This is a genomic window from Streptomyces sp. NPDC033177, assembly GCF_055577715.1.
Window position 1 is genome coordinate 349,657 of record NZ_JBVIPS010000005.1, and the last position, 21,789, is coordinate 371,445.

The window sequence follows — 21,789 nt, forward strand, 5'->3', positions numbered from 1 at the left end:
GAATCTGCCCCGTCTCCGGCGAGTTGATTGGGGCACCCACCGAGCCTCGGCCAGGCGAGGAGCACTCTCAGCAGATAATCCGCATTGGATCACAGCCGCGTACGGACTTAGGTCCGGCCAAGCCCGGCACCTTGGTGCGGCTGATCCGACGACGTAGCCAGACAGCCAGCGTGTACATCACCAGAGTTTCAGCTGTGCACTGGTGGCGACAAATCAGCGCACGGATCCGATATTCCGACTGATAACTCAGCAGTTCGTCCAGAAAGCCGGGAACGTAGTAGACCCTCGGGCACGGGTGAACGCACTGTCGATACTAGGAACTGGATAAATTTCGCGTTTACCGACTCAAGCGCGACGGTGTTAGCGGGCTATCTTGGCTTCACCTGCACACACAACATGACTCTAGCCGAATAGTACAAACCCCTGCGGGACAGCCTCCAGGTTCAAATTGCGCCTTCGTCGCGGACGTAGGTCAGAAAATGCCGCTTTTGCAGACTTTCGACCCTTTCTCATACCTGAACCTGTGCCCGCAACCCGACTCGGCGAATCCGAGCACTGCACCGCTGTTCCGCCACATTCGCCTCATGGGTACGCGCAGTCGCAGAGACCGGCCGAGTCGGGCTGGTGCGAAAGTACTCCACACCGGAGTACCGAGCCCGCTGCCGACCGTAATCTACGCGTTTGGCGAGCCCCCGGCGTGCGCCAACCTCAAGCTGGTGGCTGCCATCCTCGCAGGATTGCGTCGAACTGCTGCCTGGCCTTGGGCCAATCACCGGACGGTACCGACAGATACAGGGCGTACTCTGTGCCGTCGTGTGCCCGGTAGGTCTGCTCGATCACGTGGCGCGGGCCGGATGTCGTGTCCTTCTTGCCAGCCGTCCACGTGAACTCCCACAGCGAACCCGGGTTGTCCCGGAACGTGTTGGATTGCAGATAGACTCGCTGATATCTCGACAGCTTCGACGCGAGTCCCTTCTCTAGATCAAGTTGATGCTGATAGGAGTCCCGCCATTCCGACTTCGCGTCAATGGCAATACGCAGGAATCGCTGTCCACCATCCGGCGTGTAGTCGATCTGCGTCCCGTCCATCTGCCGCCGCCAGCCAGGCGGCAGCATTAGGGTAAATCCCTCGACGTCCTCGACCTTCACCCAATTCGCCGGAATGGCACCCGACTTAGGTGCGCCCTTTCCAGTCTCTCCGTCCCGTCCCCCGACGTTCTGCTCTCTAGAGGCGTCGCTGTGATCGGCGTAGTACATCACCCCGGCGGCACCACCACCACCGACGAACAACGCTGCGACGACCACGGCAAGCGACCGGGGCCACCGCCGCCGTACGGCGGGCGACGGCACGGGCGCCGACAGCACCACCGACGTGGCCGTCTCGCGGCGCGGCGCGGGTGTGGGCGCTGAAGCGTGGACCTGCGTCGGTACGTACGCCTGCGCCGCGCTCGGCTGTCGTCCCTCCGCCGCCTCGGAGAGCATCAACTCGGCGGCTTCCGCGTTCGGCCGGGTCTCCGGGTCCTTGCGCAGGAGCGCGCCGATGACCGAGGCGAGCGCGCCCGCGTACTCGGCGGGCGCGGGCTCCTCCGTGACCACGGCCTGCATGGTGCCCAGCGGGGACGTGCGCCGGAACGGGGAGTTCCCCTCGACCGCCGTGTAGAGGGTCGCGCCGAGCGCCCACAGGTCGGACGCGGGCCCGGGGTTGGCCCCGCTGACGCGCTCGGGCGCCAGGTAGTCGACGGAGCCGACGACCTCGCCGGTCCGCGTGATCGTCGTGTCCCCCTCGATCGCGGCGATCCCGAAGTCGGTGAGCAGGATGCGTCCGTCGTCCGCCAGGAGTACGTTGCCGGGCTTGACGTCGCGGTGCAGGACACCGGCGGCGTGCGCGGCGCGCAGGGCCTTCAGGGTCCACAGGCCGATGCGGGCGGCCTCGACGGGCTCGATGCGGCCCTGCTCCTTGACGGCGTCGGCGAGCGAACAGCCCTCGACCAGTTCCATGACGATCCAGGGCCGGTCGTCGTACTCAAGGACGTCATGGACGGTGACGACCGCGGGGTGGTTGATCCGGGCGGCGGCCCGCGCCTCCGCGTGCGTACGGGCGAAGAGGATCGCGCGGTCGGCCTCGGCCACGAACTGCGCGGCCGTCAGTTCCTTGACGGCGACGGTCCGGTGCAGCACCTCGTCCTGCGCGCGCCACACCCGTCCCATGCCACCGCGGCCGATGGACTCTCCGAGCCGGTAGCGGCCCGCGAGGAGCAGGCCCTGCATCTGATTCACGATCCCCCGCAATGGTTCTGACATGGCACAGAGTAGGGAGCGGTCGGCGTACGTGGAACCTCCGGGGGTGCCAGGAGACCTCACTGTGACGCGCGACGCACCGGCGACGGGCCGTTCGACACACCCGTAGAACGGTCAAATCCCGGACTCAAAGGGCCACATGATGACCTTCGGACGATCCGATGACGCCAAGGTGACGTCAAGGTGTGACTCAATCAGTGACTTGATAGGTCGACGAGGCCTGCTCGTAGAGCCGGTCCACTTCATCACGCTCGGACTCGGGCCCACGGATCTGCACGACGTGGTACTTCCCGCCGACGATCATCGCGAGATTGCGTACGAAGACTTCGCCGCCGCCCGGCCCCTGCCAGGTGAACTGCCCCTCCCCCATGACCCGCCCGCCCACGTCGATCCTGCGCATCCCGGAGGACTCCGCCCAGGTCGAGTCGCGGAACGGCTGCAGCTCGCGCTCGTGCTCGCGCTGGTACTTCAGGGGGTCGCTGCCGTACTCGTCCGTGCCGTCCCGTCCCGGCACGACGATCAGTTCGAAGTCGCCCTTCGTGTAGACGACCTGCCCCCGGCCGTTCTTGGGCTGCCGGTCCCAGCCGCTGGCGACGGCTATCCGGAAACCCTCGGCATCCTTGCGCAGCGTGAAGCCCTGCGGCACCTCGGGCCCGCTGGTCTGCGGCTTCTGCGAGCTGGGGCTCTTCTCCGGTTTCCCGCTCGGCTCATCGGACTTGCCCTCCTCGCTCGGCCGGGTGCCGGAACTGCTGCCGGGGTCGGGCGCCTGACTGGTGCCGGGGTCCCCGGCGGAGCCCGTGCGCTCGCTGCCCTCGTTCTCCTTCGACTTGGGCATGAAGACCATGGCGTACGCGATCGCCGCGGCGAGGCCGACCAGGATGAGCAGGAGCAAGAGGCGCCCCAGGGAACGCGGCCGCCCTGTTCCGTTCCGCTTCGGCCTGGGCGCCGGGGCCGTCCGCTCGGGCATGGGCGTGGCGGCTGCCCGCCTCGGCATGGGCGTGGCGGCTGTCGGCGGCCTGGCTTCACGGCCGCGCTTGTGTTTGTGCTTGCGGCGGCCGTTCTGCCGGGAGTCCGGGGTGGCGGCGGGCGCTGGGGCGCGCCGCTTCTTGCGGCGTACGAGATCACCGCGACGGCGTACGACAGGCAGCCGCCGGGCGTCGAACGGCGGCGAGGGCACGACGTTCGCACCGGCTTCCGGCTCGGGCGCCGAGCGCACCAGCGACCGCAGCCAGCCGCTCAGTTCCTCGATGTCGAGGCGCTCGGTGGGGTCTTGGCGCAGCAACGACTCGACGACGGGCCGCAGCGGACCGCACTCCTCGGCGAAGGCGGGCGGCTCGGCGCACACCAACTGGACCAGCTCGAAGGTGCTTTCCTCCGGGTAGGGCGCGTGGCCCTGCACGGCCCGGAACAACAGCGCGCCAAGCGCCCAGAGGTCGGTGGCGGGCCCGATGGGAGGGGCGAGCTGCCAGTTCTCGTGTACGGGGCCTGCCTGCTCGGGCGCCCAGCGCTCGGTCACGCCTCCGATCACCGTCATCCGCGCGTGCCGTGCCCGTTCCGCGGCGAGGGCGGTCGCGGGCCCACGCCGGGCCCCGCTCCGCTCGGCGACGAGGGCGTCCCAGTAACTGTGGCCGGAGGAGGCGGAGGTGGCGGGGGGTGTGGGGGCGGGGGATGCGGAGGTGGCGGGGGGTGTAGAGGCTTGGGCCGGGACGGCGTGGCCAGTGGTGGCCCCCATCCTGCCGCCCTGCCCGCCACGGCCAGGCCCGCCCTCGTCGGACCGCGCACGGCCCAGCTCCGGTGCCCCACCCCTGTTCGGCTCCTCGGGGGTGTGACCCCCGGGAGGGCCTCCAGCTGCAGGGCCTCCAGCACGCTCAACGCCGGTGCCCGCGGCGGGACTCGTGGCCCCCTGGCCTCCGCCCCTCGGCACCGCCCCGTGCCACGGCTTCGCCCCCGCGACGCCGTACGGGTCCAGGATGCGCCCGGCGGCCTCGGCCTCGGTCTCGCCGCTGCTGTGGCGTCGCTCGCCGCTGTCGTGGCGTCCCGCGCCGCTCCTCGGCCCCGGCAACTCCGAGCCCCGGCGCCCTTCGTCCTCGCTGACCCGCGCCGCGGCGCGCGCCCCGGCGCGATACGCAGCTATGGCGCTGTTCCGTGCCGGGCGCACGCCGCCTCCGGGCTCCGGGGAGGGTGCGGGAACGGGGGCCGCCTCGATCGCGGGCTGCCCTTGCGAGGGGCCGGAGTCATCGGCCGCGTACGCCTCGTACGCCCCATAGACCTCTTCGGCGCCATGACGCTCAACGGGCTCGGGCGTACCACCGGACCCACCACCGGTACGAGGCCCAGCACCGGCACCGGCACCCGCACTCGCCCCCGCACCCGCCGCGTCCCCGCCCTCGAACCCCGCGAGGAACTCCTCGGGCCGAGGGTCGTACCCGCACAGCGCCTCTTCCGCCGCGCCCGCCGCGAGGCCCGTGAGGACCACGCGGCCGTCGTCGCAGACCAGGACCGTGCGCGCGGTGATGTTCCGGTGGACCCAGCCGTGCGCGTGCAGTACCCGCAGCGCCGTCACCACGTCCGACGCGACCTCCGCCGCTCGGTACGGACTCAGCGGCCGGTCCGCGAGCAGCGCGGCCAGCGGCCTCGCCGCCACCAACTCACTGACTATCCACAGCGAACCGCCCTCGGCGAAGACGTCGAAGACCTGGTCGAGCCGGGGGTGGTCGGGGATCTGCGCGGCGGCCTGCGCCGCCTCTATCGCGCGGCGCACCGCCGGGTCCGACGGCCGGCGCGTCGTACGCGCCGACGGCCGCCGTACCGCCCCCGCGCTCACGAAGCCAGCCGGAAGCTCCCCTTCCGGGAGGTTGCGCTCGTCGAGCTCAAGTACTTCCGCGTCGACGACCTCGGGCAACGGGACCTGCCTGACCAGGACTTCCTGCCCGCTGTACGTGTCAAAGGCCCGCGTCTCGGCGAGTTCGTACTCGTCCGCGGGAGGCAAGGGGAGGCGATAGCGGTCGGCGAGTACCCGCCCCGCGTATTCGTCCACGACGCCTCCCCCGTCCGCCCGGTGGTCAATTCCGTTCGCCTTACGCCCTGTTGCGGCTGCGTACCGTCCGCAAGCACTCACGATACGTGCCGGAGGCAAACCACATTGAGGGGATGCGAGATCTCACCGGCGCCGTTCCGCGGAGTCCGGCTACTTCTTCGGCTCGAACGTCTTCGCGAAGGTCCGCCACGTGCCCTTGCGCTCCTCGCTGTCCCACTTGGCCGCCTTGGCCGTGTACATGATTCCGTAGCCCTGGTGGTCGTTGACGACGGTGCCCCGGTCTATCGAGCGGTACTTCGTGCCGCCGTCGACGTACGTGAACTCCCAGTCGGCCGTGTTCCAGCCGCGGTAGTCGGCCTTCTCTATCCGGATCCGCTTGTACTGCGACCGGACCATGTACGACTCCTGCTTCTTCCAGTCGGCCACGGGATCCGACTTGGGGGTCGGGGTCCAGCCGATCAGCAGCTTCTGCCCGTCCGGCCCGGTGAAGCGGGCGCCGGCGGCACTCGTGGACTGGTACTTCCAGCCCTTGGGCAGCCCCACCGAGAACCCCTGGGAGTGCTTGTACGTCGACTCGGCCGCGTCCCCCGGCTCCTTGCCGGAGTCGTCGCCGTCGTCGCTCCCGCCCGGGTCCTGGCTTTCGTCCTCACCAGGGCTCGCCTCGTCACCCGGATCCGTGTCGCCCTTGCCCTCGTCCTCGTCGGCGCCGTCGTCCTGCCCGGCGCCGTTGTCCTTCTCCTGCTCCTTCTCGCCACTGCCCGCGGTCGCGCCGCTGGACGCGGCCTTGTCACCGCCGTTCTTGCTGTCCCGCGCACCGCCATCGTCGCCGCCGCTCAGCGCGAACGCGAGCACGGTCCCGAGCACCGCGAGCGCGAGGGCCAGGGAGAAGATCACGAGGGTGCGCCGGGGGACCACGTCGGTGAGCGAGGCCTTGGGAGGCGTCGTACGCGGCGGCGTCGAAGCGGAAGAGGAAGCGGAAGAGGCGGGCGTGGTCGACGAAGGGGAGCGAGCGCCGGAGGTACCGGCGCCGGCAGCCCCGGAGACCGCCCCAGAAGCAGAGCCAGAGCGGGCACGAGAGCCAGTACCGGAACCCGAACCGGGACCAGAACCGGAATCAGCACCGGAATCAGCAGGCGAAGCCGAAGAAGTAGGCCCGGAAACAGGACCGGAAGCAGCCGCCCCGGCCCCCGCAGCCCCCGCCCCCCGCGTGGTAGCCGCAGCCGCGGCCTTCCGCACCGACCGGAGCGCACCCTTCAGCCGCTCGGCGGCCTCCTCACCCTTCCGGCCGGAGTCCCCAGAGGACCCCCCGGAACCGGCAGCGCCAGAGCCCCCGGAAGTCTCAGCCGTCCCCGCCGAACCAGAAGCCCCAGCAGCACCCACAGCCCCGGCACCGGCCGCACCCGCTCGACCAGAGCTTCCCTTGCCCTTGCCGAACCGCTTGGCCATCCCGGAAGTCGGCGGCACCGGAGGCAACGGCACGACCTTCGTCGCGTCGACCGGCTCCGGCTCTTCCTTGACCTCCGGCGCGTGAATCACGTCGAGCAGGAGCGCCCGCGCACCCGCGTCGTCGAGCCGCGCCTCGGGGTCCTTGGCGAGCAGGCCGTAGATGACCTTCTCCAACGGCCCGGCGTTCGTCGGCTGTTCGACGTCCTCGGTCATGACCGCGGTGAGGGTCGCGATCGCCGACCCCTTGTCGTACGGAGGCACGCCTTCCACGGCCGCGTACAGCAGACCGCCCAGCGACCACAGGTCGGCGGCCGGACCCGGCTTGTGCCCGCGCGCCCGCTCCGGCGAGATGTACGAGGGCGCGCCGACGAGCATGCCGGTGGACGTGATCGACGGGTCGCCCTCGACCTGCGCGATGCCGAAGTCCGTGAGAACGACCCGCCCGTCCTCGGCGATCAGCACGTTCGACGGCTTCACGTCACGGTGCAGGATGCCCTCGCGGTGCGCGGACCGCAGCACGTCGAGCACGGCGAGCCCGACCTCGGCCGCGCGCCTCGGCGTGAGCAGCCCGTCCTCGCGGATGGCCTCGGCGAGGGACTTGCCCTCGACCAGCTCCATCACGATCCACGGCCGGTCGTCCTCGTCCACGACGTCATACACGGTCACCGCACTGGTGTTGCGGATCCGCGCGATCGCCTTGGCCTCACGCAACGTACGCGTGATGAGCCGGCGCTTCTCGTCCTCGTCGATGCTCGACGGGAAACGCAGTTCCTTCACCGCGACCGTACGACCGAGTGTCTCGTCCTTGGCGCGCCAGACGGTTCCCATTCCGCCGCGGCCGAGCACTTCCCCCAGCCGGTAGCGCCCGGAGAGGAGACGTTCGCTCTTGTCCTGACGGGACTGACCCGTCTTCTCCGCGTCCGACATGCGTCCCCTCTGCTGCTACCGCTGCTACCCGCGCAACCCGCCCTGACAGAGCCTCCATTGTCCCTTACTCAGGGACTGGTCTACGCCCAGGGTCCGACGTCCCTCATGATGGGCTCCGCACAAGGAGGGACCGCCATGCCCAATACACGGACACTGCTGGCCATACCCCTTGCGGTGACCCTCATCGGCCTGGCTTCCGCCAGTGCGCCACCGGCCGCGAAACCGGCCACGGACGCCACTCTTCCGTTGCTCGTCACCCGAGGCAAGGCCCCCGCCGCGGCTCTGTTGGCCCGCGAAGCCCCATGGTCAACGACCGTGCCGGGAGAACCGGATCCCTCACCGGACCGGCAGGCGACCCAACGGCCCCTCTGGCACTTCGCCCACGTCAACCGGCCCACAGCCGACAATGGCCACGGCGACGCCACTCGCATCCGCCGCGCCGAACACTTCCGCGCGGGCAGCATCACCAAGACGTTCATCGCGACGGTCATCCTTCAACTCGCCGCCGAGCACCGTCTGTCCTTGTCCGACCCCGTGAAACGTCATCTGCCCGGTCTCGTCCGCGGCAATGATCTCGACGGGCGCGCACCCACTCTGCGCGCCCTGCTCACCCACACCAGCGGCCTCGCTGACTACACCACCGGCCCCAGAGGCCTCGTCCCCCTCACTCCGACGCAAGCGGTCCGCACCGCCCTCGCCCTCCCCGCGACCACTCCCGGCCGCTGGTCGTACTCCAACACCAACTACGTCGTACTCGGCATGGTGATCAAGCAGGTCACCGGCCGTTCGTACGCCGCGGAGACCGCACGCCGGATCATCACCCCCCTTCGCCTGTCCGGCACTTCTTTCCCCGGCACCCGCACCACGCTCCCGTCGCCGCACGGCCGCGCGTACACGAGCGGAGGCCGGGACGTCACCGCCCTCAACCCTGGCGTCGCGGGCGCCGCGGGAGAACTGATCTCCACGCTCGCCGACCTGGACCGCTTCTACGCCGCCCTGCTCACCGGCCGGCTGCTCCCCCTGCCCCAGCTCCGCCAGATGCTCAACACCCGTGCCGCACAGGGCCACTACGGCATGGGCCTCTTCCCGCAGAAGCTTCCCTGCGGCACCACGGTCTGGGGCCACAACGGCCGCATCAGCGGCAGCTATGTACGCACCGCCGCCACCCGCGACGGCGCCCGCGTCCTCACCTTCCGGGTCAACACGGACCGACTGGCTGACCCGGCTCTCGAACGGACACTCCTGACGGCCCAGTTCTGCCCGCGCTAGAGCGTCGCGACGGCTGCCCCTAGAGCGGCACGATGTCCGGTGCTCCCAGCCTCGCCGCGTCCGCCGTCAGGTCGTCCGGCTGCCGCTGCGACTCCCGCTCCGCCTCCACCCGCTTCTCGTAGTGCTGGACCTCTCTCTCCACCTGGTCCTTGTCCCAGCCGAGGACCGGCGCCATCAGCTCCGCGCACGCCCGCGCGCTGCGCGTGCCCCGGTCGAACGTCTCGATCGAGATGCGCGTGCGCCGGGTCAGCACGTCATCCAGGTGCCGTGCGCCCTCGTGCGACGCGGCGTAGACGATCTCGGCGCGCAGATAGTCGTCCGCTGCGGGCAGTGGCTCGCCCAGGGTGGGGTCGGCCGTGACGAGGGCGAGGACCTCCTCGGCCAGCGAGCCGTACCGGTTCAACAGATGCTCCACCCGGACCACATGAAGCCCGGTGCGGGCCGCGATTCTGGCGCGCGCGTTCCACAGCGCCTTGTACCCCTCGGCGCCGACCAGCGGAATGTCCTCGGTGACGCAGTCGGCGACCCGCTGGTCGAGGCCGTGCACCGCCTCGTCCACGGCGTCCTTCGCCATGACGCGGTACGTCGTGTACTTGCCGCCCGCGATGACCACGAGGCCCGGCGCCGGATGCGCCACCGTGTGTTCACGCGAGAGCTTGCTCGTGGCGTCCGACTCACCGGCGAGCAGCGGCCGGAGCCCTGCGTACACCCCTTGGACGTCGTCGCGTGAAAGGGGCACCCCGAGCACCGAGTTCACGTGCTCGAGGAGATAGTCGATGTCGGCGCTGGACGCCGCGGGATGCGCCTTGTCCAGATCCCAGTCGGTGTCGGTCGTCCCCACGATCCAGTGCCGTCCCCACGGGATGACGAAGAGGACGCTCTTCTCCGTCCGCAGGATCAGCCCGGTCGTCGAGTTGATCCGATCCTTGGGTACGACCAGATGGATGCCCTTGGACGCCCGGACGTGGAACTGTCCCCGCTCCCCGACCATCGCCTGTGTGTCGTCCGTCCACACCCCGGTGGCGTTGACCACCTGCTTGGCCCGGACCTCGTACTCCCCGCCGCCCTCGACGTCCTGGACCTTCGCCCCGACGACGCGCTCACCCTCGCGCAGGAAGCCCGTGACCCGCGCGCGGTTGGCGACCTTGGCGCCGTACGCCGCGGCCGTGCGCACGAGCGTCGCCACATAGCGCGCGTCGTCCATCTGCGCGTCGTAGTACTGCATGGCCCCCGTCAGTGCGTCCTTCTTCAGGCACGGGGCGACGCGCAGGGCGTGACGCCGGGTCAGGTGGCGGTGCATGGGCAGGCCTCGGCCGTGTCCCCGGGACATCGACATGGCGTCGTACAACGCGACGCCCGATCCGGCGTAGATCCGCTCCCAGCCCTTGTGCTGCAAGGGGTACAGGAACGGCACCGGCTTCACGAGGTGGGGGGCGATCCGCTCGAGGAGCAGGCCGCGCTCCTTCAGCGCCTCACGCACCAGTGCGAAGTCGAGCATCTCCAGATAGCGCAGGCCGCCGTGGATCAGCTTGCTCGACCGGCTCGACGTGCCCGAGGCCCAGTCCCGCGCCTCGACGAGGCCGGTGGACAAGCCGCGGGTCACGGCGTCGAGTGCGGTGCCCGCACCGACCACTCCCGCACCCACGACCAGGACATCCAGCTCCCGCTCGGCCATTTCCGCAAGTGACTCGGCACGCTCCGCCGGTCCCAGGGTCGCTGTCCTCACCGCTGCCTCCCGTGTGCTGTCGGGTGTGGTCGCGCTCACATCATGCCCAGATTCTGGCCGGGTCCGCTGAGTTCGGCCGCCGCCTGTGGACAACGTGCGGCCAACTCGCGGTCAACACTCCGACGCCCGGCGCACCGCAATGCCGCATAACGGTCATATTTACTCCTAGTCTGACATTGCGCTGGTCCACTTTGTCCACAGGGCTTGCGCGCTCGTCCCGCTCCGGCTATTGGGAGGACGGCCCACCGCCATGCCCGCAGATCTCGCCGTCATCGGTCTCGGCCACCTCGGCCTGCCCCTCGCCCAGGCCGCCGTCTCCGGCGGCATCGCCACCATCGGCTACGACCCCGCCCGCGCCGTCGACCTGGCGAGCGGCCGCCTGCCCTGCGACGGCGCCGAGGGAACCCTCACGGCCGCCGATGTCCGCCGGATGCTCTCGGGGGGCTTCAGGCCCACCACCGATCCGGTCCAGCTCGGCCGGGTGCGCACCGCGGTCATCTGCGCTCCCACCCCTCCGGCGGCCGACCGCAGCCTCGACCTGAGCCAGGTGGCCGAAGCCGCCCGCGCCCTGGCCGCGCGGCTGCGCCCGCACACCACGGTGATCCTTGAGTCACCCGCTTACCCCGGAACCACGGAGGAATTCCTGCGCCCCATCCTCGAAGAGGGGTCAGGCCTGCGCGCCGGGCGCGACTTCCACCTCGCGCACTCCCCCGGCCGCCTCGACCCGGGCAACCGCACCCACGGCTACGTCGGCACCCCCAAGGTCATCGGCGGCCTCACCCCGGCCTGCACCGAGTCGGCCGCCGCCTTCTACGGCCGCCTCACGGACAAGGTCGTCCGCGCGCGTGGCCCACGCGAGGCCGAGACCGTGCACCTCCTGGAGACCAACTACCGGCACGTGAACATGGCCCTGGTCAACGAGATGGCCGTGCTCTGCCACGACCTGAGCATCGACCTGTGGGACGTCATCCGCTGTGCCGAGACCAAGCCCTTCGGCTTCCAGGCCTTCCGGCCGGGACCCGGCGTCGGCGGCCACGGCGTCCCCCTGGACATCCCCGGCCCCGGCCGCGGCGCACGCCCCCTGCGCATGGTCGAGCTGGCCCAGCAGGTCAACGACCGCATGCCCCGCTACGTGATCCAGCGCTCGGCGACCCTGCTCAACGAACACGGCAAGTCGGCCCGCGGCGCCCGCGTCCTGCTCCTCGGCGTCACCTACAAGCCCGACCTCGCCGACCAGCAGGGCTCCCCCGCCCAGGAGGTCGCCACCCGCCTGATGGAGATGGGCGCCGCCGTCAGCTACCACGACCCCTACGTGCCCAGCTGGAGCGTGCTCGGCCACCCCGTCCCCCGCGCGGACTCCCTCTACGAGGCGGCGGCCGACGCCGACCTCACGATCCTGCTCCAGCACCACCGCACGTACGACCTGCAAGGTCTCGCGGTAAAGGCCCAGCTGCTCCTCGACACCCGCGGCGCCACCCCGGCGGGCGCGGCGCACCGCCTCTGAGAGCGAACAGGACACACAAGAAGCGACAGGACACACAAGAAGGGCCCCGGTACGCATACCGGGGCCCTCCGTAGAGCCGAACTGAGCTGAACCGTCAGCGGCTGTGCTGCGAGTCCGCGACCGTCACCTCGACGCGCTGGAACTCCTTGAGCTCGCTGTAGCCCGTCGTCGCCATCGCCCGGCGCAGCGCCCCGAAGAAGTTCATCGAGCCGTCCGGGATGTGCGAGGGACCGCTGAGGATCTCCTCCGTCGTACCGACCACACCGAGGTCGACGCGCTTGCCGCGCGGCACGTCCTCGTGGACGGCCTCCATGCCCCAGTGGTGGCCCTTGCCCGGCGCGTCCGTCGCGCGCGCCAGCGGGGAGCCGATCATCACCGAGTCGGCGCCGCAGGCGATCGCCTTGGGCAGGTCGCCGGACCAGCCGACGCCACCGTCCGCGATGACGTGGACGTACCGGCCGCCGGACTCGTCCATGTAGTCACGACGGGCCGCCGCGACATCCGCGACGGCGGTGGCCATCGGCACCTGGATGCCCAGGACGTTGCGCGTGGTGTGCGCGGCGCCGCCGCCGAAGCCGACGAGGACACCGGCCGCGCCGGTACGCATCAGGTGCAGTGCGGCGGTGTACGTGGCGCAGCCGCCGACGATCACCGGCACGTCGAGCTCGTAGATGAACTGCTTCAGGTTCAGCGGCTCGGCGGCACCGGAGACGTGCTCGGCCGAGACGGTGGTCCCGCGGATGACGAAGATGTCGACACCGGCGTCCACGACCGCCTTGGAGAACTCGGCGGTGCGCTGCGGGGAGAGCGCGGCGGCGGTGACCACGCCCGAGTCGCGCACCTCCTTGATGCGCTGCCCGATCAGGTCGGCCTGGATCGGCGCGGAGTAGATCTCCTGGAGGCGGCGGGTGGCGTTGTCGGTGTCCAGCTCCGCGATCTCGTCGAGCAGCGGCTGCGGGTCCTCGTACCGCGTCCACAGCCCCTCGAGGTTCAGGACGCCGAGGCCGCCCAGCTCGCCGATGCGGATCGCGGTCTGCGGGGAGACGACCGAGTCCATCGGCGCCGCCAGGAAGGGCAGCTCGAAGCGGTAGGCGTCGATCTGCCAGGCGATCGAGACCTCCTTCGGGTCGCGGGTACGACGGCTCGGCACGACGGCGATGTCGTCGAAGGCGTACGCCCGGCGGCCGCGCTTGCCGCGCCCGATCTCGATCTCAGTCACGTGGGTGGCCCTTCAGCTTTCTTCGGTACTTCGCACTTCTTCGGCACTTCGGCACTCGGTCTGCCGCTCCAGTATCCCCGACGCGCGCAAAGGGGGCGGCCCCGGGAATCGGGACCGCCCCCACGCGCGCGTGCGCGGCGAAAACGGGTCAGCGAACGGGTCAGCGCTTGTTCGCGTAGTTCGGCGCCTCGACCGTCATCTGGATGTCGTGCGGGTGGCTCTCCTTGAGACCTGCCGACGTGATGCGCACGAAGCGGCCCTTGGTCTCCATCTCGTCGATGGACGCGGCGCCCACATAGCCCATCGTCTGGCGAAGGCCGCCGACGAGCTGGTGCAGCACGTTGGCCAGCGGGCCGCGGTACGGCACCTGACCCTCGATGCCCTCGGGAACGAGCTTGTCGTCCGAGGCCACCTCAGCCTGGAAGTAGCGGTCCTTGGAGTACGAGCGGCCCTGCCCACGGGACTGCATCGCCCCGAGGGAACCCATGCCGCGGTACGACTTGAACTGCTTGCCGTTGATGAACATGAGCTCGCCGGGAGACTCCTCACAGCCGGCGAGCAGGCTGCCCAGCATCACCGTGTCGGCTCCGGCGGCGAGCGCCTTGCCGATGTCACCGGAGTACTGCAGACCGCCGTCGCCGATGACCGGGACGCCGGCCGCGCGGGCGGCGAGCGCCGCCTCGTAGATCGCGGTGACCTGCGGGACGCCGATACCGGCGACCACACGCGTGGTGCAGATGGAGCCGGGGCCCACACCGACCTTGACACCGTCGACACCGGCGTCGACCAAGGCCTGGGCGCCGTCACGCGTCGCGACGTTGCCGCCGATGACGTCGATGCCGACGCTGGACTTGATCTTCGCCATCCAGCTCAGCGCGTTGCTGTTGTGCCCGTGCGAGGTGTCGACGATGAGGAAGTCCACACCCGCCCCGGCCAGCGCCTGTGCCCGCTCCAGCGCCTCGGGGCTGGCTCCGACCGCGGCACCCACGAGCAGGCGGCCCTCGGCGTCCTTGGCCGCGTTCGGGTACTGCTCGGCCTTCTTGAAGTCCTTGACGGTGATGAGGCCCTTGAGTACCCCGGCCCCGTCGACCAGCGGAAGCTTTTCGATCTTGTGGCGGCGCAGCAGCTCCATGGCGTCCACGCCGTTGATGCCGACCTGGCCCGTGACCAGCGGCATCGGCGTCATGACCTCGCGCACCTGACGGCTGCGGTCGTTCTCGAAGGCCATGTCGCGGTTGGTGACGATACCGAGCAGCTTGCCCGCCGGATCGGTCACCGGGACACCGCTGATGCGGAACTTCGCACACAGCGCGTCCGCCTCGGCCAGCGTCGCGTCCGGGTGCACCGTGATCGGGTCGGTGACCATGCCGGACTCGGAACGCTTCACGAGGTCGACCTGGTTGACCTGGTCCGCGATGGACAGGTTGCGGTGCAGCACGCCCACGCCGCCCTGCCGCGCCATGGCAATGGCCATGCGGGCCTCGGTGACCTTGTCCATGGCCGCCGAGAGCAGCGGGATGTTCACACGCACATTGCGGGAGATGCGGGACGAGGTGTCGACCGCGTTCGGCAGCACTTCCGACGCGCCGGGCAGCAGCAGCACGTCGTCGTAGGTCAGCCCGAGCGTCGCGAACTTCTCGGGCACTCCGTCGACGTTTGCAGTCATGACACCTTCCCCAAATGGCCTTGATCGGTGCGGATGTCCATGCTAACGGGAACGGAGGGTGTCTCATTCCACGATCAAGATCATCGATCAGGTTCGTACGTTCATACGTCATGAACGGACACCGAAGGCGCTCGCCGAGCGACCGCTGATCCTTACTGCTCGGCCAGGGCCCGCAACCGGCTCAACGCGCGATGCTGCGCGACCCGCACAGCCCCCGGCGACATGCCGAGCATCTGCCCGGTCTCCTCGGCCGTGAGTCCGACCGCGATCCTCAGGAGCAGCAGCTCGCGCTGGTTCTCCGGGAGGTTCGCCATGAGCTTCTTGGCCCACGCGGCATCGCTGCTGAGCAGCGCGCGCTCCTCGGGGCCGAGAGAGTCGTCGGGCCGCTCGGGCATCTCGTCCGACGGCACCGCGGTGGACCCGGGATGGCGCATCGCGGCGCGCTGCAGGTCGGCGACCTTGTGCGCGGCGATGGCGAAGACGAAGGCCTCGAAGGGGCGCCCCGTGTCCTTGTACCGGGGCAGCGCGAGGAGGACCGCGACGCACACTTCCTGCGCAAGGTCCTCCACGAAGTGCCGCGCGTCGCCGGGCAGTCGGGAGAGTCTGGTGCGGCAGTACCGCAGCGCCAGGGGGTGTACATGAGCCAGCAGATCGTGCGTCGCCTGCTCGTCACCCTCGACCGCGCGAAGGACGAGGGCACCGATCACCGTCGTCTTGTCATCGCGCATCGGTCCATGGTGCCTTGGCGCCGATTGATCCGTGGCACCACGTCCGTAGTTGTGCACCGAAGCGTTATGAGCAGGTGCGCCGGAACTCATCTCGTGCGCCCTCCCCTCCCGCTCGACCGACCTGTCCCCGAGGAACTCCACACCTCAAGGATGCGGCATCGGCGGCGAAGCAACGGCAACCGCTCCCGCGAGGGGGAGCGACGGGCGTCCGTCACCCCGCCCACCACACGGCGGGCGGGGATCGCCGTGCCCGCACGGCGGCACACCTATCGGACCAGGCCCCAGCGGAAACCGAGCGCCACGGCGTGCGCGCGGTCCGAGGCGCCGAGCTTCTTGAACAACCGCCTGGCGTGGGTCTTGACCGTGTCCTCGGAGAGAAAAAGCTCACGTCCGATCTCGGCGTTGGACCGGCCGTGACTCATGCCCTCGAGCACCTGGATCTCACGCGCGGTGAGGGTGGGCGCGGCACCCATCTCGGCCGAACGCAGTCTGCGCGGAGCCAGCCGCCACGTCGGGTCGGCGAGCGCCTGGGTGACGGTCGCGCGCAGCTCGGCGCGCGAGGCGTCCTTGTGGAGATAGCCGCGGGCACCGGCGGCGACCGCGAGCGCGACGCCGTCCAGGTCCTCGGCCACGGTGAGCATGATGATGCGCGCACCGGGGTCGGCGGACAGCAGCCGCCGGACCGTCTCCACGCCGCCCAGACCGGGCATGCGTACGTCCATCAGAATCAGGTCCGAGCGGTCGGCGCCCCAGCGGCGGAGGACTTCCTCGCCGTTGGCCGCCGTCGTCACACGCTCGACGCCGGGCACGGTCGCCACCGCGCGGCGGAGCGCCTCTCGGGCAAGCGGGGAGTCGTCGCAGACGAGGACGGATGTCATGACTGTCCTCCGCGGCTCTCACAGCTGCTGCGCGTCACCTTGAGCCTCCAGGCTGGTACATATTCGTCACCTGTGCGGTTGACGCTCTCGGACATCTGCCCGAGCGCTTGTTCTTTCAACCGCCTCGCACTCTCAACGACGGTCACCCGAAAGAGTTACGGGGCGGTCAGCCACGTTCGGCACTCTACGTGAGGGCGCGGACACAGAGCAGAGAGCGCAAGAGACCCTCAACCTTTCATCACAACCAATGCCCCATTTAGCCCTCTTCCTTCCCTTTTGCTGGTGTCTGTGGCTAGATTTTCCAATGAGTCATATTTTCATCTCCTTAGACAGTAGATGTACGGTCGTGGGCACCGTATCCGCGCAGAACGGCTACCAGGAGACAAGCAATGGCAGATTTCTCCCGCCTTCCCGGACCGAACGCTGATCTCTGGGACTGGCAGCTCCTCGCGGCCTGCCGCGGGGTCGACAGCTCGCTCTTCTTCCACCCCGAGGGCGAGCGGGGCGCGGCACGCAGCGCGCGTGAGAACTCCGCCAAGGAGGTCTGCATGAGGTGCCCGGTACGAGCGGAGTGCGCCGCTCACGCCCTCGCGGTACGGGAGCCGTACGGCGTGTGGGGCGGGCTCACCGAGGACGAGCGCGAAGAGCTCATGGGCCGCGCGCGCAACCGCCTGGTCACTACATCCGCACCCGCCGCGTCGGCCTCACACGGCGGCATGATCACGCACACCTGAAGCTATTTGAAGGAACGTTTCTCCGGGAAACGCTCAGCGTTCCGCGGCGCGCGCGAGGTGGTCCAGTGTGGCCGCCACCGCGGGCACCTGCGCCAGATCCGGCAGGGTGAGCGCGACGATCTCGCGCTGGACGGCAGGCTCCACCGTCACTGTGCGTGCACCTTTGGGGCGAACGGACTCGATGGCCAGTTCGGGCAGCACCGCGACCCCGAGGCCCGCGCCGACCAGACCGATCACCGCCGGATAGTCGTCGGTCGCGAAATCGATCCGGGGCACGAAACCCGCCCCCTCGCAGACCTCGACCAGCTGCCTGCGGCAGCGCGGACAGCCCGCGATCCACGGCTCGTCGGCCAGTTCCCCGATGGCGACCGACTCGGCCTTGGCGAGCCGGTGCCCCTCGGGCACGAGGCCGACGAGCCGGTCGGCGAGCAGGGGGCGTACGACCAGGTCGTCCCACTCCTCGGCGGCGGACGCGCCCTCGTAGCGGAAGGCGAGCGCCACGTCGCAGTCGCCCTCGCGCAGCATCTCGACCGAGCGCGGCGGTTCGGCCTCCACCAGCGAGACCCGCGTACCGGGGTGAGCCGCGCGCAGGGCGGCAAGGGCGCTCGGCACCAGTGTCGAGCTGCCGCTGGGGAAGGAGACGAGGCGGACGCGGCCCGCCCGCAGGCCCGCGATCGCGGCGACCTCCTCCTCGGCTGCCGTCAGGCCCGCCAGGATCCCGGTGGCATGCCGGACCAGGGCCTCGCCCGCCTGGGTCAGGCGCATCTCCCGCCCGGTGCGGATCAGGAGGGTCGTGCCCGCGGAGGCTTCGAGTGCCTTCATCTGCTGGCTCACGGCGGGCTGGGTGCAGCCGAGCTCGCGCGCGGCGGCGGAGAAGGAGCCGCTGGCGGCGACCGCACGCAGGACACGGAGATGGCGGGCCTCGATCATGGATCAAGCATAAGCGACGCTTGGATCAGACGCCCAATAATGCGTCGACGCTTTGAGTGTGTTCGCCTAGCCTGCCGCCATGAAGCTTCTTTCCGTGAATCTGGGCCGGTTCAAAGCCGTGGACTACACCGACGCCCCCTCCGGCGGCACCGGCATCGACAAGCAGCCCGCCGAAGGGGCCGTACGGGTGACGGCGCCCGGCCCCAAAGGCGTCGGCGGGAGCGGCCTCGCCGGGGACGAGGTCTGCGACACGCGGCACCACGGCGGCGACCACCAGGCGGTGTACGCCTACGCGCGCGAGGACCTCGACGCGTGGGAACGGCTGCTCGGCCGCCCGCTGCCCCATGGCTGCTTCGGCGAGAACCTCACGACGTCCGGCCTCGACGTGAGCGGCGCGAAGATCGGCGAGCGCTGGCGCGTCGGGCCCGAGTTGCTCCTGGAGGTGACGTCGGGCCGTATCCCCTGCCAGACGTTCCAGGGACATCTCGGCGAGACGAAGTGGGTCAAGCGCTTCACGCAGCGGGGGCTTCCCGGCGCCTATCTGCGGGTGATCCAGCCGGGTGAGATCCGCGCCGGGGACACGGTAGAGATCGCGCACCGCCCGGAGCACGATGTCACCGTCGCCCTCCAGTTCAGGGCGGTGATGACGGAGAAGCACCTGCTGCCGAGCCTGCTCGCCGCCGGTGAGGCGCTGCATCCCGAGTTGATCGAGACGGCTCGTAAGTATGCGGACCAGTACGGTTCACGGACGCCGTGACCGGAGGCCTTTGGATCTCACTAGCCTTGGGCCATGACTACGGCTCTGATTACGGGATCGACCGCCGGTATCGGCGCAGCCTTCGCCCGGCGGCTCGCCGGTGACGGCCACAACCTGGTCCTGGTGGCGCGGAACACCGAGCGGCTGCGGGAACAGGCGACCGAACTGCACGACCGGCACGGCATCGAGGCGGAGGTGCTCACCGCGGACCTCGCGACCGACGACGGGATCGCCGCCGTCGAGAAGCGCCTCGCGGACCGCAGGAACGCGGTCGACCTCCTGGTGAACAACGCCGGGTTCGGCAACAAGGGCCAGTACCTGGAAGTGCCGATGGAGGACGAGCTGACGATGCTCAAGGTGCACTGCGAGGCGGTGCTCCGGCTGACGTCGGCGGCGACGGAGTCGATGCGGGAGCGGGGCCGCGGCGGCGTCGTCAACGTCGCCTCGGTGGCGGCGTTCGTGCCGCGCGGGACGTACGGCGCGTCGAAGGCGTGGGTCGTGCAGTTCACCCAGGGCGCGGCGAAGGACCTGGCCGGTTCCGGGGTGCGGCTGATGGCCCTGTGCCCCGGCTTCGTACGGACCGAGTTCCACGAGCGCGCGGGGATGGGGACGTCGAACATCCCCAAGTGGATGTGGCTCGACGCGGACAAGCTGGTCGCGGCCGGGCTCTCCGACTTGGCGCGGGGCAAGACCCTGTCCATCCCGGACCCCCGCTACAAGGCGCTGATGGGCGTGGTGAAGGTGACGCCGAGGGCGCTGCTGGGCGGAGTGACGTCGAGGACGGGCAGGAAGTACGGCCCGCAGTAGAGGCTCTGCGACGAGCGCCCCGTAAGGGGCGCGGGGAACTGCGCGACAGGCCACGACGGGATCGCACCCAAGAAAGCACGGAGGCCCGGCACCCCGAAGTGGGGTGCCGGGCCTCCGTTTCAGCTACGCGGCAGCGTCAGGCGAGGTCAGTGCGAGTGACCGTGGCCGTGGCCCGCGGCGTCGCCCTCTTCCTCGGCCGGCTTCTCGACGACCAGGGTCTCGGTCGTGAGCAGCAGCGACGCGATGGACGCGGCGTTCTCCAGCGCGGAGCGCGTCACCTTGACCGGGTCGATGACGCCGGCCTTGACCAGGTCACCGTACTCACCGGTCGCGGCGTTGAAGCCGAAGCCCTTGTCGAGCTCGGCGACCTTCGAGGTGATGACGTAGCCCTCGAGGCCGGCGTTCTCGGCGATCCAGCGCAGCGGCTCGACGGCGGCGCGGCGGACGACGGCGACACCGGTGGCCTCGTCGCCGGTCTTGTCGAGGTTGCCCTCGAGGACCTTGACGGCGTGCACCAGAGCGGAGCCACCACCGGAGACGATGCCCTCCTCGACCGCGGCGCGGGTCGCGGAGATGGCGTCCTCCAGACGGTGCTTCTTCTCCTTGAGCTCCACCTCGGTGGCGGCGCCGACCTTGATGACGCACACGCCGCCGGCCAGCTTCGCGAGGCGCTCCTGGAGCTTCTCGCGGTCCCAGTCCGAGTCCGTGGACTCGATCTCGGCCTTGATCTGGTTGACGCGGCCCGCGACCTCGGAGGCGTCGCCGCCGCCGTCGACCACGGTGGTGTCGTCCTTGGTGATGGTCACGCGGCGGGCGGTGCCCAGCACGTCGAGACCGACCTGGTCGAGCTTGAGGCCGACCTCTTCGGCGATGACGGTGCCGCCGGTGAGGGTGGCGAGGTCACCGAGCATGGCCTTGCGGCGGTCGCCGAAGCCGGGGGCCTTCACCGCGACGGCGTTGAAGGTGCCGCGGATCTTGTTCACGACCAGGGTCGAAAGGGCCTCGCCCTCGACGTCCTCGGCGATGATCAGGAGCGGCTTCGAGGCGTTGGTCTGGATGACCTTCTCGAGCAGCGGCAGCAGGTCCTGGATGGACGAGATCTTGCCCTGGTGGATCAGGATGTACGGGTCGTCGAGGACGGCCTCCATACGCTCCTGGTCGGACACCATGTACGGGGACAGGTAGCCCTTGTCGAAGGCCATGCCCTCGGTGAAGTCCAGCTCGAGACCGAAGGTGTTGGACTCCTCGACGGTGATGACACCGTCCTTGCCGACCTTGTCCATCGCCTCGGCGATGAGCTCGCCGACCTGCGGGTCCTGGGCGGACAGACCGGCGACGGCCGCGATGTCGGCCTTGTCGTCGATCGGGCGCGCGGTGGCGAGGAGCTCCGCGGAGACGGCCGCGACGGCGGCGTCGATGCCCTTCTTCAGGGCGGCCGGGGAGGCGCCGGCGGCTACGTTGCGCAGGCCTTCCTTGACCAGGGCCTGGGCGAGCACGGTCGCGGTGGTGGTGCCGTCACCCGCGATGTCGTTGGTCTTGGTCGCCACCTCCTTGACGAGCTGCGCGCCGAGGTTCTCGTACGGGTCCTCGACCTCGACCTCACGGGCGATGGTGACGCCGTCGTTGGTGATGGTGGGAGCACCGAACTTCTTGTCGATGACGACGTTGCGGCCGCGGGGGCCGATCGTCACCTTGACCGTGTCGGCAAGCTTGTTGACGCCGCGCTCGAGGGCGCGACGGGCGTCCTCGTCGAACTTCAGGATCTTCGCCATGGGAGCGGTTCAGCCCTCTCGAAAAATCGGGTTCAAACGAACTGCGCCCCTCGCCGCCCGGCAATCAGCAGCGGGGTGACCAGGGGCGCAA

The 21,789-nt window shown here is 69.9% G+C and carries 15 protein-coding genes; 5 read left to right on the top strand and 10 right to left on the bottom strand.

Features of this window, described 5'->3' with window-relative positions:
- Positions 1–708: 708 nt before the first annotated feature.
- The 3 genes from ACZ5U5_RS19620 to ACZ5U5_RS19630 form a co-directional block, all read right to left on the bottom strand.
- On the bottom strand, positions 709–2,268 hold the full coding sequence (locus ACZ5U5_RS19620) for a serine/threonine-protein kinase (protein WP_469023755.1): 1,560 nt from the start codon (positions 2,266–2,268) through the stop codon (positions 709–711).
- 220 nt (positions 2,269–2,488) lie between these two features.
- Entirely contained in the window at positions 2,489–5,335 is a 2,847-nt protein-coding gene (locus ACZ5U5_RS19625) for a protein kinase (protein ID WP_469023177.1), read from the bottom strand.
- Between the two features lie 150 nt (positions 5,336–5,485).
- On the bottom strand, positions 5,486–7,708 hold the full coding sequence (locus ACZ5U5_RS19630) for a serine/threonine-protein kinase (RefSeq protein ID WP_469023179.1): 2,223 nt from the start codon (positions 7,706–7,708) through the stop codon (positions 5,486–5,488).
- 135 nt (positions 7,709–7,843) lie between these two features.
- Here ACZ5U5_RS19630 and ACZ5U5_RS19635 point away from each other — a divergent pair, with 135 nt between their 5' ends.
- Complete coding sequence (locus ACZ5U5_RS19635; RefSeq protein WP_469023182.1) at positions 7,844–8,977, top strand: serine hydrolase domain-containing protein; 1,134 nt, start codon at positions 7,844–7,846, stop codon at positions 8,975–8,977.
- Positions 8,978–8,996: 19 nt separating this feature from the next.
- On the opposite strand, the gene ACZ5U5_RS19640 is transcribed toward ACZ5U5_RS19635, so the two are convergent.
- On the bottom strand, positions 8,997–10,703 hold the full coding sequence (locus ACZ5U5_RS19640) for a glycerol-3-phosphate dehydrogenase/oxidase (protein WP_469023184.1): 1,707 nt from the start codon (positions 10,701–10,703) through the stop codon (positions 8,997–8,999).
- A 250-nt stretch (positions 10,704–10,953) separates the two neighbouring features.
- On the opposite strand from ACZ5U5_RS19640, the gene ACZ5U5_RS19645 reads away from it, so the two are divergent.
- Positions 10,954–12,207, top strand: coding sequence for a nucleotide sugar dehydrogenase (locus ACZ5U5_RS19645; RefSeq protein ID WP_469023187.1), 1,254 nt, complete (start codon positions 10,954–10,956; stop codon positions 12,205–12,207).
- 94 nt (positions 12,208–12,301) lie between these two features.
- On the opposite strand, the gene ACZ5U5_RS19650 is transcribed toward ACZ5U5_RS19645, so the two are convergent.
- The 4 genes from ACZ5U5_RS19650 to ACZ5U5_RS19665 all read right to left on the bottom strand — a co-directional run bounded on the left by ACZ5U5_RS19650 (position 12,302) and on the right by ACZ5U5_RS19665 (position 16,698).
- Positions 12,302–13,426 (bottom strand): GuaB3 family IMP dehydrogenase-related protein, encoded by a 1,125-nt coding sequence (locus ACZ5U5_RS19650; protein ID WP_409059206.1) that lies wholly within the window; start codon positions 13,424–13,426, stop codon positions 12,302–12,304.
- 160 nt (positions 13,427–13,586) lie between these two features.
- A complete protein-coding gene (gene guaB / locus ACZ5U5_RS19655; RefSeq protein ID WP_469023190.1) occupies positions 13,587–15,092 on the bottom strand; it encodes an IMP dehydrogenase in 1,506 nt (501 codons plus the stop codon).
- Positions 15,093–15,244: 152 nt separating this feature from the next.
- On the bottom strand, positions 15,245–15,820 hold the full coding sequence (locus ACZ5U5_RS19660) for a sigma-70 family RNA polymerase sigma factor (RefSeq protein ID WP_363208749.1): 576 nt from the start codon (positions 15,818–15,820) through the stop codon (positions 15,245–15,247).
- 266 nt (positions 15,821–16,086) lie between these two features.
- Positions 16,087–16,698 (bottom strand): response regulator transcription factor, encoded by a 612-nt coding sequence (locus ACZ5U5_RS19665; protein ID WP_003948568.1) that lies wholly within the window; start codon positions 16,696–16,698, stop codon positions 16,087–16,089.
- Positions 16,699–17,087: 389 nt separating this feature from the next.
- Here ACZ5U5_RS19665 and ACZ5U5_RS19670 point away from each other — a divergent pair, with 389 nt between their 5' ends.
- A complete protein-coding gene (locus ACZ5U5_RS19670; protein ID WP_469023192.1) occupies positions 17,088–17,432 on the top strand; it encodes a WhiB family transcriptional regulator in 345 nt (114 codons plus the stop codon).
- 33 nt (positions 17,433–17,465) lie between these two features.
- Here ACZ5U5_RS19670 and ACZ5U5_RS19675 read toward each other — a convergent pair whose 3' ends face one another.
- Positions 17,466–18,362 (bottom strand): LysR family transcriptional regulator, encoded by an 897-nt coding sequence (locus ACZ5U5_RS19675; RefSeq protein WP_469023195.1) that lies wholly within the window; start codon positions 18,360–18,362, stop codon positions 17,466–17,468.
- A 79-nt stretch (positions 18,363–18,441) separates the two neighbouring features.
- Here ACZ5U5_RS19675 and ACZ5U5_RS19680 point away from each other — a divergent pair, with 79 nt between their 5' ends.
- Both ACZ5U5_RS19680 and ACZ5U5_RS19685 read left to right on the top strand, forming a co-directional pair.
- Positions 18,442–19,119, top strand: a complete 678-nt coding sequence (locus ACZ5U5_RS19680; protein WP_469023197.1) for an MOSC domain-containing protein — start codon at positions 18,442–18,444, stop codon at positions 19,117–19,119.
- Positions 19,120–19,152: 33 nt separating this feature from the next.
- Complete coding sequence (locus ACZ5U5_RS19685) at positions 19,153–19,926, top strand: SDR family NAD(P)-dependent oxidoreductase (RefSeq protein WP_469023200.1); 774 nt, start codon at positions 19,153–19,155, stop codon at positions 19,924–19,926.
- 146 nt (positions 19,927–20,072) lie between these two features.
- Here ACZ5U5_RS19685 and groL read toward each other — a convergent pair whose 3' ends face one another.
- Positions 20,073–21,698, bottom strand: coding sequence for a chaperonin GroEL (gene groL, locus ACZ5U5_RS19690; protein ID WP_469023203.1), 1,626 nt, complete (start codon positions 21,696–21,698; stop codon positions 20,073–20,075).
- Between the last annotated feature and the right edge of the window lie 91 nt (positions 21,699–21,789).

Coding starts and splice junctions, on each gene's coding strand:
- ACZ5U5_RS19665 (WP_003948568.1), bottom strand. CDS start 16,698: ATGACATCCGTCCTCGTCTGCGACGACTCCCCGCTTGCCCGAGAGGCG.
- guaB (WP_469023190.1), bottom strand. CDS start 15,092: ATGACTGCAAACGTCGACGGAGTGCCCGAGAAGTTCGCGACGCTCGGG.
- ACZ5U5_RS19675 (WP_469023195.1), bottom strand. CDS start 18,362: ATGATCGAGGCCCGCCATCTCCGTGTCCTGCGTGCGGTCGCCGCCAGC.
- ACZ5U5_RS19630 (WP_469023179.1), bottom strand. CDS start 7,708: ATGTCGGACGCGGAGAAGACGGGTCAGTCCCGTCAGGACAAGAGCGAA.
- ACZ5U5_RS19645 (WP_469023187.1), top strand. CDS start 10,954: ATGCCCGCAGATCTCGCCGTCATCGGTCTCGGCCACCTCGGCCTGCCC.
- ACZ5U5_RS19660 (WP_363208749.1), bottom strand. CDS start 15,820: ATGCGCGATGACAAGACGACGGTGATCGGTGCCCTCGTCCTTCGCGCG.
- ACZ5U5_RS19685 (WP_469023200.1), top strand. CDS start 19,153: ATGACTACGGCTCTGATTACGGGATCGACCGCCGGTATCGGCGCAGCC.
- ACZ5U5_RS19635 (WP_469023182.1), top strand. CDS start 7,844: ATGCCCAATACACGGACACTGCTGGCCATACCCCTTGCGGTGACCCTC.
- groL (WP_469023203.1), bottom strand. CDS start 21,698: ATGGCGAAGATCCTGAAGTTCGACGAGGACGCCCGTCGCGCCCTCGAG.
- ACZ5U5_RS19680 (WP_469023197.1), top strand. CDS start 18,442: ATGAAGCTTCTTTCCGTGAATCTGGGCCGGTTCAAAGCCGTGGACTAC.
- ACZ5U5_RS19620 (WP_469023755.1), bottom strand. CDS start 2,268: ATGCAGGGCCTGCTCCTCGCGGGCCGCTACCGGCTCGGAGAGTCCATC.
- ACZ5U5_RS19670 (WP_469023192.1), top strand. CDS start 17,088: ATGGCAGATTTCTCCCGCCTTCCCGGACCGAACGCTGATCTCTGGGAC.